This is a genomic window from Haloarcula marina (assembly GCF_024218775.1).
Taxonomy (GTDB): Archaea; Halobacteriota; Halobacteria; order Halobacteriales; family Haloarculaceae; genus Haloarcula; species Haloarcula marina.
The window spans coordinates 220,963-237,907 of sequence record NZ_CP100405.1 but is presented as its reverse complement, the minus strand read 5'-3'; the positions used below and the strand labels follow the sequence as shown (position 1 = coordinate 237,907).

15 protein-coding genes are annotated in these 16,945 nt (G+C 57.9%); 4 read left to right on the top strand and 11 right to left on the bottom strand.

Annotated features, from left to right (window positions below):
- Positions 1-17 precede the first annotated feature (17 nt).
- Entirely contained in the window at positions 18-1,712 is a 1,695-nt protein-coding gene (locus tag NJQ44_RS18710; protein WP_254274419.1) for an acyl-CoA mutase large subunit family protein, read from the bottom strand.
- Between the two features lie 987 nt (positions 1,713-2,699).
- Between NJQ44_RS18710 and NJQ44_RS18705 the strand changes: the two genes are divergently transcribed.
- A complete protein-coding gene (locus NJQ44_RS18705; protein WP_256557227.1) occupies positions 2,700-2,963 on the top strand; it encodes a universal stress protein in 264 nt (87 codons plus the stop codon).
- 189 nt (positions 2,964-3,152) lie between these two features.
- Entirely contained in the window at positions 3,153-3,923 is a 771-nt protein-coding gene (locus NJQ44_RS18700; protein WP_254274417.1) for an ATP-grasp domain-containing protein, read from the top strand.
- 12 nt (positions 3,924-3,935) lie between these two features.
- On the opposite strand, the gene NJQ44_RS18695 is transcribed toward NJQ44_RS18700, so the two are convergent.
- The 3 genes from NJQ44_RS18695 to NJQ44_RS18685 all read right to left on the bottom strand — a co-directional run bounded on the left by NJQ44_RS18695 (position 3,936) and on the right by NJQ44_RS18685 (position 6,167).
- The gene (locus NJQ44_RS18695) at positions 3,936-4,808 is read right to left on the bottom strand and encodes a metallophosphoesterase family protein (RefSeq protein ID WP_254274416.1); all 873 of its coding nucleotides are present in this window, start codon (positions 4,806-4,808) and stop codon (positions 3,936-3,938) included.
- Positions 4,809-4,812: 4 nt separating this feature from the next.
- Positions 4,813-5,376, bottom strand: coding sequence for a hypothetical protein (locus NJQ44_RS18690; RefSeq protein ID WP_254274415.1), 564 nt, complete (start codon positions 5,374-5,376; stop codon positions 4,813-4,815).
- Positions 5,377-5,672: 296 nt separating this feature from the next.
- Positions 5,673-6,167: a hypothetical protein gene (locus tag NJQ44_RS18685; RefSeq protein ID WP_254274414.1), complete on the bottom strand. Its 495-nt coding sequence runs from the start codon at positions 6,165-6,167 to the stop codon at positions 5,673-5,675.
- A gap of 145 nt (positions 6,168-6,312) precedes the next feature.
- Here NJQ44_RS18685 and NJQ44_RS18680 point away from each other — a divergent pair, with 145 nt between their 5' ends.
- Complete coding sequence (locus tag NJQ44_RS18680; protein ID WP_254274413.1) at positions 6,313-7,332, top strand: asparaginase; 1,020 nt, start codon at positions 6,313-6,315, stop codon at positions 7,330-7,332.
- A 276-nt stretch (positions 7,333-7,608) separates the two neighbouring features.
- The gene (locus NJQ44_RS18675) at positions 7,609-8,592 is read left to right on the top strand and encodes an alpha/beta fold hydrolase (protein WP_254274412.1); all 984 of its coding nucleotides are present in this window, start codon (positions 7,609-7,611) and stop codon (positions 8,590-8,592) included.
- Positions 8,593-8,624: 32 nt separating this feature from the next.
- Here the strand turns inward: NJQ44_RS18675 and NJQ44_RS18670 are convergent, their stop codons facing one another.
- The 7 genes from NJQ44_RS18670 to NJQ44_RS18640 form a co-directional block, all read right to left on the bottom strand.
- Positions 8,625-9,365 (bottom strand): isochorismatase family protein, encoded by a 741-nt coding sequence (locus tag NJQ44_RS18670; protein ID WP_254274411.1) that lies wholly within the window; start codon positions 9,363-9,365, stop codon positions 8,625-8,627.
- A 239-nt stretch (positions 9,366-9,604) separates the two neighbouring features.
- The gene (locus NJQ44_RS18665) at positions 9,605-10,690 is read right to left on the bottom strand and encodes a Rossmann-fold NAD(P)-binding domain-containing protein (RefSeq protein WP_254274410.1); all 1,086 of its coding nucleotides are present in this window, start codon (positions 10,688-10,690) and stop codon (positions 9,605-9,607) included.
- 171 nt (positions 10,691-10,861) lie between these two features.
- Positions 10,862-12,283, bottom strand: a complete 1,422-nt coding sequence (locus NJQ44_RS18660; protein ID WP_254274409.1) for an MATE family efflux transporter — start codon at positions 12,281-12,283, stop codon at positions 10,862-10,864.
- Positions 12,284-12,408: 125 nt separating this feature from the next.
- Positions 12,409-13,800 carry an ABC transporter ATP-binding protein gene (locus NJQ44_RS18655; RefSeq protein WP_254274408.1) on the bottom strand — a complete coding sequence of 464 codons (1,392 nt, stop codon included), beginning with the start codon at positions 13,798-13,800 and terminating at the stop codon, positions 12,409-12,411.
- On the bottom strand, positions 13,793-14,986 hold the full coding sequence (locus tag NJQ44_RS18650; protein ID WP_254274407.1) for an ABC transporter ATP-binding protein: 1,194 nt from the start codon (positions 14,984-14,986) through the stop codon (positions 13,793-13,795). Before NJQ44_RS18650 ends, NJQ44_RS18655 begins: the two co-directional genes overlap by 8 nt.
- Positions 14,986-15,984 (bottom strand): ABC transporter permease, encoded by a 999-nt coding sequence (locus NJQ44_RS18645; protein WP_254274406.1) that lies wholly within the window; start codon positions 15,982-15,984, stop codon positions 14,986-14,988. The genes NJQ44_RS18650 and NJQ44_RS18645 overlap by 1 nt, the downstream gene beginning before the upstream one ends.
- Positions 15,981-16,934, bottom strand: a complete 954-nt coding sequence (locus NJQ44_RS18640; RefSeq protein ID WP_254274405.1) for an ABC transporter permease — start codon at positions 16,932-16,934, stop codon at positions 15,981-15,983. Before NJQ44_RS18640 ends, NJQ44_RS18645 begins: the two co-directional genes overlap by 4 nt.
- Positions 16,935-16,945 lie beyond the last annotated feature (11 nt).

The following is a 16,945-nucleotide window of genomic DNA, read 5'->3' as shown; positions in this document are numbered from 1 at the left end:
GGGAGGTGCGAGAAGCGTCAGGCTGGCGCGGCTTCTTCGGAGTAGGACCCGTAGTGGTCCTCGAACACCTGCATAATCTCGCCCATCGTGGCGTACGCCTTGACGGCGTCGACGATCCACGGCATGACGTTTTCGCCCTCGTCGATAGCGTCCTCGAGGGCGGCCAGCGTCGACGCGACGGCCTCGTCGTCCCGTTCGTCTTTGACCCGTGCCAACCGCTCGAGTTGCCGGTCCTGCGTCGCCTCGTCGACGCTGTGAATCTCGAGACTGGTGTCCTCCTCGATAGTGTACTTGTTGACGCCGACGACAACTTCCTCGCCCGTCTCGACGCGCTGTTGGTACTCGTAACTCGCGTCCTGAATCTCGCGGTGGAAGTAGCCCCCTTCGATGCCGTCGAAGACCCCTTCCCTGACAGACCCGTCGCCCATCTCCCGGATTTCGGTGATGTAGGCCATGATTTCTGCCTCCATCTCGTTGGTCAGTTTCTCGATGGCGAACGAACCACCCAACGGGTCCACGATGTCCGCCGCGCCAGACTCGTCGGCGATTATCTGCTGGGTTCTGAGCGCAACGCGGACCGCCTTTTCGCTCGGGAGCGCGAGCGCTTCGTCGAAACTGTTGGTGTGGAGGCTCTGCGTGCCACCGAGGACGCCAGCGAGCGCCTGAATCGTCACCCGGACGATGTTGTTCAGCGGTTGCTGGGCGGTGAGTGACTGGCCAGCGGTCTGGGTGTGGAACTTCAGGCGTTTGGCCGCGGCGTCCTCGGCACCGTACCAGTCGTCCATCACGCGTGCGTATATTCGCCTGGCGGCGCGGAACTTCGCGATTTCCTCGAAGATAGAGTTGTGCGAGTTGAAGAAAAAGGAGAGCAACGGTGCGAACTCGTCGACGTCGAGGCCCCGGTCGAGACAGTCCTCCACGTACGCAAAGCCGTCGGCGAGGGTGAACGCGGCTTCCTGTGCGGCGGTCGACCCCGCCTCGCGGATGTGATAGCCCGAGACGGAGACCGGGTAGAAGTTCGGCGTCTCGTCGACGGCAAACTCGATAGTGTCTGTGACGACGGACACCGCTGGTCGCGGCGGGATGACCCACTCCTTCTGGGCGATATACTCTTTGAGCATGTCGTTCTGGAGGGTCCCGCGAATCTCGTCGCGCGGGACGCCCTGCTGGTCGGCGAGCGCGATATACATCGCGTAGATGACCGCCGCGGAGGGGTTGATGGTGAACGACGTGGAAACCTCGCCGATGTCGATGCCGTCGAAGAGAATCTCCATGTCCCGAAGCGTGTCGACGGCGACGCCCTCGTTGCCGACTTCGCCGATGCTCATCGGGTCGTCCGAATCCAGTCCCATCAGCGAGGGCATATCGAACGCTGTCGACAGGCCGGTCTGTCCCTCGTCGATGAGGTAGTGGAAGCGCTCGTTCGTCTCCTCTGCGGTCCCGAAACCGGCGAACTGTCGCATCGTCCACGTCCGGCCGCGATACATCGTCGGGTACACCCCCCGTGTGAACGGTTCCGCACCGGGGAATCCGATGTCGTCCAGAAAATCCACGTCGAGGTCCGCCGGCGTGTAGAGCCTGTCGACCTCGTGGTTTGACACCGTTGCGAACCTGTCCTGTCGCTCCCCCCGTTCGAGAGACGGGCGGAGCGTCTCTTCTTCCCACTCCTCCCGTCGCTTAGAAATCTCCGCCAAGTCGTCTTCGTCAAACATTGTCAAAGGAATTGGTCGCCCACGTGCAAAGTTTTTGCCGTCGTGCAGACGGGGAGAGATAGTTACGAGGAATAGGTACCAAGATCCCTACCGCTTCCTAAACGGGGCACCTCAGCGGCTGAAACCCGATAGACTGTCCTGAAACGATGGAATTGACCAGGATACCTGGCTGCTAAAGCCAGTGGAAAAGAGTGGCCATTTAGTATAGCTATATGATATAGCTATATCGTATTGCTATTTTGTTTAATAGAATTAGGTGACTAAGCAATCCACTCGAATCACTCGCGGACGACTCGCTCGATGTCAAAGGGTACGAAAAGTCACGATGGTCCCCGTGGTGGTTCCGCCAGCTGCCCACACTAACTCCACCGTTCGCTCGAAACAGCGTGGTTTGAGCAGAAGGCTGCATACTTGCTGCCGATGTTCGAATTCGATTCTATTTATCCACATAAGCTGACTATTACTCTTCATCTCTGTCGGAATAGTGAATGTCTAGAAATATATATCAATATTGGGCATTATACCCACCACTAAAAACAGAAATCCATACTTAAAGCAGAAATAAAGATTTATCTAAAATTGAGAGTTGAAATCTATCTCTAAAAATGTCAAGAATGTCCTCTACCATACATCTCCAGAAGTTCGCATCGAAGGCCCAGTACGAGGTGAGGTAAGACACGTTCTACCGGATCCACGACTGAAACGGTGTCTCGTTTGTGCCACCCACCCCACCGCTTCCGCTGTTAGACGCCTGGTTCCGGGCACAGTACGGGAATCGCGAGAGCCGAGATGGAATACGCCACACGGCCGCAGACAGTACCCTGTTGAGGGGAACGCAGTGGGCAGTCGAAACGGCAGCAGATTGCCAGTTGCGCGGCCCCGAATTACCTATCGTTCACATCCTGTATCGAGAGACGGGGCGAATCCTGGCACCCGCCCACAGGTGACCCCACGGAACTCCGGAGCGGCCCACACCGTACTTTACATTTGACAAACACGGAGTCGCGGCCAAGGGATTCCATATGCGACCGCATTGTACTCCCCACCGACGGTAGCGAGGACGCAATGGCTGCAGTCAGAGCGACGATCTCGTTCGCCGACCGATTCGGCGCGGCGTTACACGTCATCCACGTCGTAGAATTCGGGGAGCTACCACCGGGAGTCCACGACCCAGAGACGGACGAGTTTTCGGAGCGGGGGAACGATGCCGTGTCGACGGTCACCGAAATGGGCGCAGTCATCAGCGTCTAGGTGACGACGGCGGTCATCGAAGGGGTGAGTCGATTCACCAGTCCATCCTCGCATACGCCGACGAGCACGAGATGGACTGGTTCCATAGTGAGAGGACTCGCGGAACGAAACCGGCCAATCGCAGGCGAACTACTTTATTCGCCGAGGCTATATTGTCGGTGAAGAAACAATAACTGGCTATTGCGACCGATGTCCAATGACGACCCTCGACCCAGAATCGCCATCTCGTACTACGCCGACCGCGGGAACCCCATCAAATTCGAACTTTTCGAGCGGCTTCGGTCGTGGGCCGACCTCGAACTGTTGGACCCGGAGCGAGAACACCCCGAACTCGGGGAGCGCGACCTCGACCTGTATCACATGGCTCGCTGGCGTCCCGCCGCACTCACCGACCTCGAGCGGGCGTGTGCCGCGGGGATTCCGACGCTCAATTCGTATGCTGGCGCGGGGCGACTCGGCGACCGACTCGACCGCTCCGAGACGCTTCGAGACAACGGGTTTCACGTCCCCGCGTTTCAGTTCGGTCGGGCCGAGGACATCACCCTCCAACCGCCAGTGGTCGTCAAACCGCGCCACGAACGAGGCCCCGACGGCCATTGGCTCCATCTCGTCCGCACCGGGCCAATCGAGTTCGAGGGTGAGCAGTTCGTCGAGCGCTACGTCGTCCCACAGCGCAGTTACAAGATTTTTCGGGTGGGTGACCGCGTCCGGACGACTAGACACGACGCCGCGGACGGCACGCCGAAGGAGACGAAGACCAGTCGGCGGTTCGTCCATCTGACAGAGCGAGTGGCCGCGCTGTTCGAGTTGGGGATATTCGAACTCGACATCGTCGTCCACAAGAGCCTGTACGTCGTCGACGTGAACCCGGTCGTGAGCCTCGAAGGCGTCGCGGACGCCGTCGAAATATACGATGCCCTCATCCAAGAGACCATACGCAACGGCGCGTCACTGTGGTGACCGCGAAGCCACTCACCATGCAACCTCGGCGAGGGTGCCCTCCTCGTCCGCATCGAGGTCGTAGTACGTCACCGTCGCCTCGCAGTTCTCGGTGTCCACGGTCAGCCAGCGCACGTCGCCCGCGTAGGTCGGGTCGCTCCCGCCGAGATGGCGCGCGACGGCGTAGGTGACGCCGTTGACCTCGGTGACCGATCGGCCGTGGTCGGCGGAGTAGTGACCGGAGTTGACGAGGACCGTGTTGCCGCGTTCGAGGACGTGCTGGACGGACGGGTAGTTGAGCGTGAACCGATAGGCGCTGGTGTAGCCCGTCTCCCAATCCGGGTCGAGGTCGGTGTGCTTTGCGAGCGGGGCGTGGCAAAACACGAACGTCGGAACCGCCGGGTCGGCGTCCATCAGGCGCTCCAGCATCGACAGTTGCGGCGCGGTGACGAAGTTCTGCGTCTGCGTCAGGTGGTGATACCCCTGATGCGGGTTCGAGTCGAGGAAGACGTAGCGCGCGCCGTCCTCGCGAAAGTGGAACCACTGCGGATACGTCTCGGGCGGGAAGAACTCCTCCCACACCGACAGCGGTCGGTCGTGGTTCCCCCGAATGGGGTGATACGTCGCGTCGAGTTCGTCGTCCAGCAGTCGCTTCGCGCGTCGGAAGTCCTTCCGATAGTACGTGTTGTCGGGGTCGCCGTGCCACCCGCCCCAGTCGGTTCGGTGCGGGGAGTGCGACGCGAGCGTCCGCAGGTCGCCGCCGACGACGGTCCAGTCCACCCCGACCTCGTTGAGCGTTGCACAGGCACGCTTCGCGCGGTCGACGCCGTCGTACTCGCGACGCTCGCCCTCGGCGTGCGTGTCGGACATGATGTGCAGGTCGAACAGGAGGCCTATCGTTCGCATGGTCTCACTCGCTATAGAGGGCGACGCTCGTTCCTTGGTCGAGATAGCCGTTTCCGTCGGTGACCTTCGCTTCGAGTTCGTAGCCCGCGTACACTTCGCCGAGGTCCGCGTAGTCGCCGGGCCGTTCGGGTGCGAACTCCACGAACGGCGTCTGGAAGTCGTCGGCCTCGTCGTTCGAGAGCGTGATACGCACGTCGTAGGGCTTCCCCTCTCGCAGGTGTGTTGTCCGGAGGTGAACGGTGAGCGTCGCGCCGGGGGTCACACGGACGCGGCCGCGGACGTTGAGGTAGAGCGGCGCGCGCTCGACGTCGCCAGCGTACGGGAGTGTGAGTCGGTTCTTCTGGATAGTGACGTACTCCTCGCTCGCGATTTGCCAGTCGACGTCGCCGGGTTCCGACTGACGTGGGGCGGGCCCCAACGGCCACGAGGCGATGAGGTCCGGCCCACGCGTCAGCGGGCGGTAGTCACGCGAAACGAGGCCAGACGGACTTCGTTCGACCGGCGACGGTCGGTCGAGTGTGCGTTCAAATTCGTCGGTCACCTTCGGATACCCTGTCAGAAGTATCACCGGAACGATAAAAAGTCTACCGTGAATCGGGATGTCGGAACAGTCTGACGAGCAGTCACGGCGACACTGCAGATGGGGGAACGTCGAGTTTCGGTATGGGAGGGTGACCGTCGGCAAGCGCAAAAAACTGGCATTGTTGAAACCCTCAATCGGTGATAGATTTTAGCAGTCCTGCTGAATACAACACGCATAATTTGAACAAAATCTCTTTCGCATTCGAGCAGGAGAATCACTCAGTACATGCAAGACACTTCTCATCCTTTCCTCAATCCGTTACAACCTTCAGGAGTTATTTTTTAGACCGTTCTCTCTACTCGTCGATATAACTCACTGACTATTTCGACGGAGGTTTCATCGATTGATTCAGCTCCATTCCACTTGTCTTGCTTCTTGACACCCTGGAGAAAGTACTGTGTCAGTTCCTCGGCAGTATTCTTCGTGATCTCACCCATCGCCATGATTTTGATTCGCTCCACTCGTCGAGCGAACTCTCGATACTTCGAATTGCCTGAGTCATGCAGAGCGAAACCCGTATCCCGTTTCTCGTCGACCTGAGCGGCCTTGTGATGTTCATGCTTGGGGTACCTTCCGTTGGCGGTGTCGTGGTAGGGTACGGCGTCTCGATGGTCGGTGCTGGAATCGTCGTATATAGCGTCTGACCAGCGGTGTTCATGTGGGTCTGGTTCGACCGGGACGCCTGGTACAACCGTGCGGGGCGGATGATGGATGCTCGCGAGAAGGCCTCCGGCGACTAATTCTGTCGCCGTCCGACGCCGCACCTCTAGCACCACACAATACATTAAATCATGTCGCACTAGCACTTTATCACTGGCGAAATTATACTTTTTACTGGATAATGTTGCAAAATAACAGCCATATATCGGAAAATAATGAACGAACATATAAAAATGAGTCCGGGCGCGAGGTGGACGACAGATGAGTACACAGGAGAAACCACACGTACATATCGTCGCGACTGGCGGAACCATTGCCAACGTCACCGGCGACTACGACAGTCCCGACGGGTTCCTGACTGCCGACGCGCTCACCAAGGAGATGCCCGAGATGTCGGAAGTTGCCGAGGTGACGTCGACGGGAATCTCTCGACTCGGGAGCTCATCGCTAACCCCCGAAGTCTGGTACGAAACCTACGAGGAAATTATGATCCAGGCGAACAGCGAGGACCCGCCTGACGGTTTCGTGGTCACCCACGGCTCTAACACCTCCGAAGAGACGGCATACTTTCTGAACCTGACACTGAAAACCGAGTTGCCCGTCGTTGTGACGGCTGCACAGCGAGGTATCAACGCGACAGGGTCGGACGGGTTCAAGAACCTGTTCGACGCCGTACGGACCGCCGCCTCGCCAGATGCCGCCGGGCGTGGGACAATGCTCGTCACGAACGACGAGATCCACCACTCCCGTGATGTCTCAAAGCTGGCAAGCAAGCGCCCCGACGCATGGCAGTCGTCGAACTTCGGGAAGATAGGCCTCGCGACCCCTGGCCAGCCGATTACGTTCTACCGATCAGTCGACCGGACGACCGCACCTGATACGGTGTTCGACATCGTCGAGACACCCGTCGAAGAATTCCCGTTGACCGACATCCACATCGTCTACGCCTCGATGGGTGATACGGGTGCGATGGTCGACGCGATCGCCGATGATGCGGCCGGGATCGTCGTCGCAGGGTTTCTCACGGGCGGGGCTGCGAGTCCGGCGGGACCGTCCCAGTCCGACGCGCTCGAACGCGCCGCCGAGAACGAGATTCCCGTCGTAATGTGTACGCGCGGCAGCTACGGCAGTATCGGTCGGGAACGTGTCACCGACTACCCAGGCGGCTACGGTATCGGTGGTGACACACTTCGCCCACAGAAGGCGCGGATTCTCCTCGCGTTAGGGCTGACCGAGACCGCGGACCCCGAAGAACTGCAGGAGTTCTTCGAGGAATACTGAAGCGAGTGGACTGCGCATGTCACTGGCGTCAGCGTCGGCGGGGGTGTGGAGTCGAGTCGTCAGTCCTGTTTTTCAGATCTCCACATACAGAAAAATCCCATATTCTTCGAATTTTATCCCAGTATTTTGATTCAATTCATTAGTCTTCACTAGATTCATATTAAAATAGCATAGCATATGTACACAAAAGCTATATTTCCGATTATTTTGTGTTAGCCCAGAGCTGGTGTTGGTTCGAGTCCCGTACTCCGAGCACAGACATCTGCCACTAACCGTATGAGCAAAACTACTGGACGATTCGAAGACGTAGACCCGGACGCAGCGATTGGCGGGTACGAACCGAAGTATGTCGACGTGTCACACGGCCACCTCGAGGACATCAAGACACGATATTACGACGTGGGTAGCGGCCAACCACTGGTGTTGGTCCACGGCAACAACTGGAGCGGGTCCAGCAGCGCGAATACCTGGACAGAGACGTTCGAGTATCTCGCCGACCACTACCGTGTCCTGGCCGTTGACCGCATCGGCTGTGGGATGACCGACAATCCGGACAACCCGGAGGATTTCCGCTACGAGTCTGACATCAACCACATTATCGGATTCCTCGATGCGCTCGACCTGGAGACGACGCATATCGCTGGCTGGTCACGCGGTGGCGGACTCGTCACCCGTGTGGCCGTCGAGATTCCCGATCGCATCGACAGCCTCATCATCTGTAACAGCCAGACGGTCGGCCCTGCTGCGGGTGACGATGCCCACATACGGGACGTGATGTTCAAGCAGGACGAGCTCGGGCTTGAAAAGACCGACCCGGAGTATATGGAGTACTTCTACTATCAGTACTCACATCAGAAGGAGTACATCACCGATACCCGTCTCGACATCTGTGCCTACCTAGAAACCACCGAGAAAGCTCGTGAGACAGCGCGGATCATGGATGAGGAAGGATACCTCGAACCGTGGACCGAGTCACTCGAGGAACATATGAAAGAGACTCATAGCCGAATCAAAGACGGGGTGCTGGATATGCCGGTCCTGTACGTCTTCGGCCGAGACGATCCGACGGTCCCACCGGTGATGGCCCTTGCCACCTACGATATGATCGGCCAGCACAACGGCAAGGTCCGGATGAAGACCATCAACCGGTGCGGGCACATGATTTTCATGGAACACCCGCGCGAACTCGCCAGCACGTTCGTCGAATTCCTCGATATCTATCACGGTGAGGGAGCAGACGAACCGCACGAATTCTTCTAGTCGACTCCAAAAATTACGATTTTTCGCTGGGCTCAGTCGTCGGCCGCGGAGAGTTCGGCTGCTTGCCCGTCGCTGGCGTACTCCGTCGTGAGCGTCTCGAGAACGTCGTCTAACGAGAGCACGTCCGCATATTTCATATCTATATCGAACAGCGATATCTCGTGGGAGATAATCGAGCGGTCAGCGGTACACTCGTGGGGGATGATCATCCGGAAGTTACTGGAGTGACCGTCGACAGCACTGGCCCTGACACACCCACTGGTCGTCATCCCGGTCAGAATCACCGTGTCGATGTGATAATAGTGCAATACGTTGGCCAGATGGGTGTCGAAGAAGGCACTCGCACGCGGTTTTTCGATCACGACGTCGCCGTCCTCGGGAGCGAGTGGCTGGGTGATAACGTTCCCCTCGTCCCATCGCTCCTGCTCGGATTCGGATTTCTCTCTAGAACCCGACTTGGTCGTCCCTTGGTAATCGGGGGGATACATTTCTGATCCGGTGCCTTTGGTGTAGAAGACTGGCAGGCCGATATCGCGGGCAGTCTCCAGCAACTTCTCGTTGGCTTCGACGGCAGGTTGGCCCGTCGCGGCACGACCGGTCGGATATTCGTCGGTGACAAAGGCGTCAGTCATGTCGATGACCAACACCGCGACGGTCTCACCCCATCCGATCGACGAACCGATCGAGTCTAGATTTTCCCCGCCGAACTGGGCAAGGTCTTCTTCTGGCACTACGTCCGGAACGTAACTCTCGTACGATGAGTCTTCACTCATAATTAGTCACTCCCATGTCGCGTAATAACAATGCCGCATATATGCACTTAACATGGTGCTATTCCTAGTACACCGCATCATTTTTCGATTCTCAAGAACCTCTTTAGACGTTTGTAAGAAAATCCCCCTCTATTCGGTTGCGGGTGAATGGGATCCATCGGATGGTAGACTGAATCACGATCAAGCACACTATCTGCAGACGAGCGAGGACGAACTGCGAACCGGGTGTCGGGACGCTGTTAGTATGGTCTGGAAAACGGCGACTGGGTGGAGAGATCGAGAGGGGTGCCGAGATTCTTTTCGAGGGCGGTCCGCAGCACTGCAGTGCCCCACGCTACGTCTTCCATCGGAAGGCCGAGCGACGACAGGAACGATTTCCCGCTGGTCGGCCCGGTGTCGTCACCGCCGATCAGTTCGTGGAGTGTTCGGATGTCGGATTTCTCGGCCCTGTTCTCGCCATAGTGGGTCGTAAACTGACGTGTGATCTCCCAGCCGATTTGCTCCTCGAATTCAAACGGATGAGACGAGATATCACAGAATATCTGCTCGTGATCGAACGCGTCCAGAGGGACTTTCAGGTCACCGATCTGGACGACGGTCGAGTCGTCGCGCAGCCATTCGGGTTCGATTTCTGGGGCTGGACTCGGTGTCGCCGTCGAGACGACGATCTCCGACCGTTGCACGGCCGTATTCACTGACGAGGTCGGGACGAGTTCGAAGGACACGCGCTCTTGCATGGCGTCCGTGAAGGCTGCTGCCTTGTTTTGCTCCGGATGGACGACGTATGTCTTTTCGACCGAGTCGAGTGCAGTATCGACGCCGATCGCGGCTGCCTGTCCCGTTTTTCCGGGCCCGAGTATCGCAACCGTCTCAGCGTTGTGCTTTTGCAGCGTGGCGGCCCCCAACCCGACCATCGCTCCCGTTCGCATCGTGCTGATGACCGAGCCGTCGAGAATCGCGACTGGACGCCCGTCGGCTGGGTCGCTCAGGGTCAATAGTGGGCGTGAGTAGACCGTACTCGATGGCACAGCACCGTACCACTTGACACCGACCATGTCGATGTCCCCGCCGACGTATGCGGGCATCGCGCCGAATCGGCTCCCGTCTTCGACGGTCGCCGCTTGCTCGTCGGACAGATTGCTCGGAAACGTCGTCATGTGGCCGTGTAGATACTGGCCGGATTCACCCATTATGACCTGATTCTGATTGTAGAGCTCGAAGACGTACTCCATCATCTCGATACAGCCAGACATATCTAAACAATCAGTGTCTAGTATGTCTTTTTCTGATAAAAACCACAACCTATTCGAGGAATTACCAACCATATGAATCACTAAACTCGTTAAAATATAAAACCATGGTAACTAGTATAGGGCTCGGCGACAGTGGTCACCTGTTCGGGTGTGCCACGACCGGAGTGTGGCGTGGGACGAGTGTATCCTGTTGGTCCACTTACGCGTCTCCAACGCTCGCCGGTTGGGCTGGCTGCCGCAGCGTTAATTGTCAGCGATGCTCCCCCTGTCTTCCATTCGATCGAACGCTTCTTTCACCCAGTTGTCTTGCTGGTACCAGGTGAACACCAGCCCGAATCTACAGATGCCGTATGCGACGACTGCGACGTACACCGCGACGACCCCGTACCCCAACAGGACGCCACCGACGTACGTAATACCCAGCAGCATGCCGAAATTACCGATCAGTTCGGCGATGAAGGGTTTCATCGTCTCGCCGCTCCCCTGGAGGACGCCAGCGTACACTCGGGCAAGTCCGGCAGCGGGCGCAGATAACGCGAACGCGCGAATAAAGTTGTTCGTGAGCGCCCTGGTCGCTTCGTCGTCGCCGAAAAAGCTCGCCAGTGTGTTGTTCCCCAGAAACATCACCGCTCCGAGGAGCGAAATCGCAATGGCGCTCAACAGTGCGAGCGCGAACAGTCTGGCCCGAAGTTCGGTACTCGAGTCGATGTTACTGCCGTCCTTGCCAAGATCCTGACCGGTGATGATACTGGCGACGACGTTTGCACTACGGGCAATCGGGCCAGTGACCTGCTGGAACACACGTCGGCCCACGGTGTAGGCCGCATAGGCCTCGACGCTGAAGGCGACCAGGATTATGTTCAGCGGGAAGGTGGCTGCGGTCCTAGACAATCCCTGGACGGTTCGGGGGGCGCTAATTTTCAGGAGTTGTTTCGCGATTCTGATGTCTTTGGGAAGCGCCAGCCGAACGTCGGTGCGTGCGCTCAGGAAGACGACGATGACTGCGACACCAGCCAGCACGTTTGCGACGCCGGTCGCAATTGCCACGCCGAGGACCTCCAGTCGGGGTAGAAAGCCGATACCAAGACCCAGACCGACAGTCCCGACGATGTTTACGACGTTCGAACCGCCGCGGATAAGCATCGGCGTGATCGTGTCGCCGGTTCCTTGGAGCGACTTTTCACCGGTAAGTGTCAGGATTCGAAACGGGGCCGTCCCCAGGACGATCGCCAGGTACGTCCCACCGAGCGTGACAACTTCTTCGGGGGCGCCGAACACAAGCATGAAGTATTCGCTGAACAAGAGCGCGGCGGCGGCTATCGGGATCCCGATGAGAAACCCGATCAACAGCGCTTGCGAGATGGCCTCGTCCCGGTTTGCGAAGGCTCTGCTTCCGGTATCTTGACTGGAGAGGGCGAGCCCCCCGGTCCCGAGGCCGATACCGATGAACAGCGCGATTTGTGTATAGAGGTTTGCCAGACCGACTGCGGCGATGGCGGATGAGGAGAAGATGGCCACGACGACGAGGTCCGTCGTTCGCATGCCAGTCCTAACGGCTGTCTGGACTGAGATTGGCCACCCCAGCGAGAGTATATCCTTCCAGTTTGCGAGGATTTCGGTCCGATAGCGCCTGCTCGAAAGGATCTTCTTGAACGCAGAACTCACGCGAATCGCCCCACTGAACGCTGTCGGAGGCTCCCAAAAGAAGCGTACGGTACGAAGGGAGAGATACGTCCCGATTTTGTCATATGTCTCCCGGTATCTGCCTATAGTGGCGAGCGTACACGGTGCTATACTTCATCTTCGAGTACAAGATGGCAGTTCGCCATGTGATCCTCACTCACACTTATCGAATCGGGAGTGGTTGCTTCACATGGGGATCTGAACGCTCGGGCTAACAGGGACGAAAGGGCCTCGATATCGTCATCGAGCAGATAGTCCAGAGTCTCGTCGAGGGCGGTTTCTGCAGCACTATCCGAGAGGGGCGATGGAATATCGTACCGCTCCCGGACGAGTTCCTCCATTGGCGCCTCGTGGTCTACATCGAGATCGTCGCGCAACTCCCGCAACTTCTCGCTGGTCAGTTTTCCGGAGTTGATATCCAGTTTGTACTTGAATACCGCGAGCCATTCTTCCTGTTCGAGGTCGTACTCCGCGGGCGGAATAACATCTGGACAGCGCGTGTGGAAGCGACACCCGTCCGGGGGATCCCGTGGTGACGGAATGTCCGGATCGATATCGGTGTGCTCCGCGTCGGTGACACCCACTTTAGGAACACTGTCGAAGAGCGTCTGCGTGTACGGGTGAGCCGGCTCGGAGAACACACGATCGGTTGGACCGATTTCGGCAATCTGACCCAGATACATCACCAGAACCGTATCACACAGGTACTGAATGACTGAGATGTCGTGTGAGATGATGACCGTGGTCAGATTGAACGACTCCTGAATCTCTTTCAATAGATTCAGGATCTGGGCCTGCACGCTGACGTCGAGCGCACTGGTCGGTTCGTCGAGAACCAGCAGCTGTGGTTTAAGAATAATGGCGCGTGCGATGCCGACACGTTGTCGCTGCCCGCCAGACATCTCGCTGGGATAGCGGTCTAACTGGTCTGCGGAGAGTCCGACCTGTTCGATGACTTCTTGGACCAGCTGGTTCTTGTGTGCATTGTCACCGATACTGTGTATCTCTAGCGGTTCGCGGATGAGCTCTCGGACGGTCAGTTTCGGGTCGAGACACGACGAGGGGTCCTGAAAGACGAACTGGATCTGCTTGGCGAACCGCTTGCGGTCGACGTCGACCCACTCGTGGATATCTTTCCCAAAGAGGGAGGCACTGCCACCAGTCGGTTGTTTCAGTCCAAGCAGCGTCTCGGCCAGCGTCGACTTGCCACAGCCAGATTCCCCGACGATACCGAGTGTTTCACCTCGATTGACGGTGAACGATACCCCGTCGACGGCTCTGACCCGAGTAGGTTCGGAGTCACGTGCGAAGACTCGCTCCAGAAGCCCCTGTTTATCGATGTAGTGTTTCTCTAGCTCGGTGACGTCGAGGATGGGGTCTCCTTGCCGGTGATCGTCGTCGCCAGCTGCGATTGCTCCGTCGTCGTCGAACAGGTCTTCGTTGGTGTTGATTTCCGAGACAGATTCCACCTCGTTCGCCGTTGAAACGTCGTTACTCATTGGTTCCCTCCAGGGCTTTTCGCTCGACTACGGCACGGTCTTCGGACGCGTCTGATTGAACTTTAGACATGTTGATTTCGCTGTCTTCGTTGCCTGCGTGAACACACATCACACGGTACTCCTCGTCGCCGTTTACACTCCGGACGGGTGGCGGTGAGGCGGTACACTCGTCTGTCGCCTCCGGACACCGGTCCGCGAACGAGCATCCAGGCCCCATCTCTGAGTCTAACAGACTCGGGACATTCCCGGGGATGGGTTCGATGTGCGCGCTGGGGTTGTCGATGTCCGGGAGGCTCTGGATTAGGCCCTTCGTGTAGGGGTTTTTCGGCTCGTTGATGACGGAGTCCGTCGGTCCGACTTCGAAGAACTCGCCAGCGTACATCACTGCGGACCGATTGGCGAGCCGAGAAACGACTCCCAGGTTGTGCGTGATGAGTAAGACAGTCAGGTCGAGGTCGTGTTGCAGGTTCTTGAGCAGATTGACAATCCCCGATTGAATCGTCACGTCGAGCCCGGTCGTCGGTTCGTCAGCGACGAGAAACTCGGGACCACAGGCGAGTGCCTGTGCGATCATCGCTCGCTGCAACATGCCACCGCTAAACTCGTGTGGATACTCATCGACACGTGCGGTCGGGTCCGGGATGTCGACGAGTTCTAGCAGTTCTATCGCGCGGTCGTAACTCTCTTCGGAGACGTAGCTTGCACCGGGTTTGAGGATGTCTTTGAGCAGCTGCAGGTTCCCGTACACGTCGCCGCTGTCTGCACGACGCTTCACTTCGACGGCCTCCGCAATCTGTCTCCCGACCGTCAGCGAGTGGTTGAAACTCTCCTCGGGGTCTTGGAAGATCATGCTGAAGTCCTGCTGTAGAAGGGACTGCCTCGTCTCGGCACCTACGGCGCGTAGATCGACGTACTCGCCGTCGACGGCGCCACTGTCACACTCTGCGGCCAGCGAGGGGGATCGGTACCAGATCTGGCCGTCGACGATCTCACCCGGTGCCTCGATGAGTCCGAGCAACGAGCGTCCGGTCACACTCTTGCCGCTCCCGCTCTCCCCGACGACGGAGAGTATCTCTCCCTGGTTGATGTCGAAGCTGACTTTCTCGGTTGCGTTGATCGTTCCTTCTTCGGTGAAGAACTTCGTGGTGAGGTCTCGGACCCTAAATAGTTTCTTTTTGTTGTCCATTATTGCCCCTCTCCCTGGATGTCGGGGTCAAGCGCGTCTCTGAACCAGTCACCGATGAAGTTGATCGACATGACTGCGGCGACGATGAACAGCCCCGGGACGGAGGATATCCACCAGGACGAGCCGATATACGTCCGTCCGAGGGAGATATCCCACCCAAGTGACAATGTCGTCCCTGAGAACCCAAGGAAAGACAAAGAACTCTCGAGAATTATTATCGTGGCAAGTTGCACCGTTCCCAGCACCATGATCGGAGTGAGACTGTTCGGTAACACGTGTTTCCGAATGATTGCGAAATCACTCATTCCCATCGTCTTCGCAGCCGTAACGTACTCTTCGTTTTTCACCGAGATTGCTTCTGAACGGGCGACTCGAGCGATCCAGACCCATATTACCGCCGTTATTGCAAGCGTTACCGTCCCGGGGAACGGGACCGCGTCCGGTCGATTTTCGACCAGACCCAAATAGGCGAACGGATCGGGAATGAAGAGCGTGAGCGGCCCCATGATTCCGAACAGTGCCAGCGCCATCAGTAGTGACGGGAATGCCAGGATGACGTCGACGAACCGCATCGCGCCACTGTCTACCTTCCCGCCGTAGTAGCCGGCTGTGAGTCCGAACGTCGAACCGACGACGACAGACAGGATCATCGCAGTGACGGCGACCATCAGCGACGTTCGGAGCCCATAGAGCGCACGCGAGGTCAGATCGCGACCATTCGCGTCGGTGCCGAACAGGTGGGTGACCGTCCCGCTGTTGTCCCGCTCGATGGACTGAATTTCACCGTCGACGAGTTGCGTCTCTTCGCTTACACTGCCGAACCCAAGCGGCGCCTGGTGGGTCTTGTCGGTGTACTGTGCTGTCGGGTCGTGTGGCGCTAGGAACGGCGCAAAGACCGCGGCGAACACGAGGATACTGAAGACGACGACACCGAGCAGCGCCGCTTTGTTCCGGAAAAGTTCCTTCTTCAGGCTCTGTTTGGTTCGTTGTTTTATCATGCCAGATTTACCCTTGGGTCGAGACGGGAATTGATCAGATCGACGAGGATGTTGATACTCACGTACCCGATGCCGACGACGATCAGTATCCCCTGCATGATTGGCCAGTCCTGAGACTGTAACGCCGAGACGAACAGCGTCCCAAGACCCGGCCAGTTGAACACAGCTTCGACGACGACGGAGCCACCGATTAGCACGCCCAGTTGGAGGCCAGCGACCGTGATTACCGGCGCCATGCTGTTTTGCATCACGTATCTGAGCGTGACGATATTCTCGGGGAGCCCTTTTGCTCTGGCTGCCCTGACGTATTCTTTGTTCAGCTCTTCGATGATGTTGTTACGCGTCATCCGGAAGATGAGCGCCATGAAGTAGGTACCAAGTGTCACAGTCGGCAAGACCATGTGGGCGGCCCACTGGGAGAGACTCTCCGTCGGTGAGACTCTCCCACTGGTCGGGAAGATGTTGAATTGCACTGCCAGCAGGAGGATAAGCATGATCCCAAGCCAGAAGTTGGGGGTGCTGAGCCCGATCAGCGAGACCGAATTCGACATCGAGTCGACACCGGATCCACGACGTTTTGCGCTTATCAACCCCAGCGGCACGGACAATGCGACCGCGAAGATCAATGAGGCAAACGCAAGTTCTAGCGTCGCAGGTAGCGCGTTGACCACGAGGTCATTGACCTGGACTTTGCTGGCGTAGGAGTACCCCAGGCTGCCCTGAACCAGTTCCAGAAGGTAATCACGATACTGGAAGATGATGGGTTCGTCGAGACCAAGGTCCTGTCTGATTGCTTCGATGAGTTCTGAATCCGCATCCTGTGGGGCGACCAGCGACGCGGGATCCTGTGGCGACAGGAACCGCAGGAGAAACACGAGGGTAACGATCCCCCATATCACTCCTACGGCCTGCACAGCCCGCCTGACTAAAAAGTCTGATATATTGCTCATTGTAATACTGT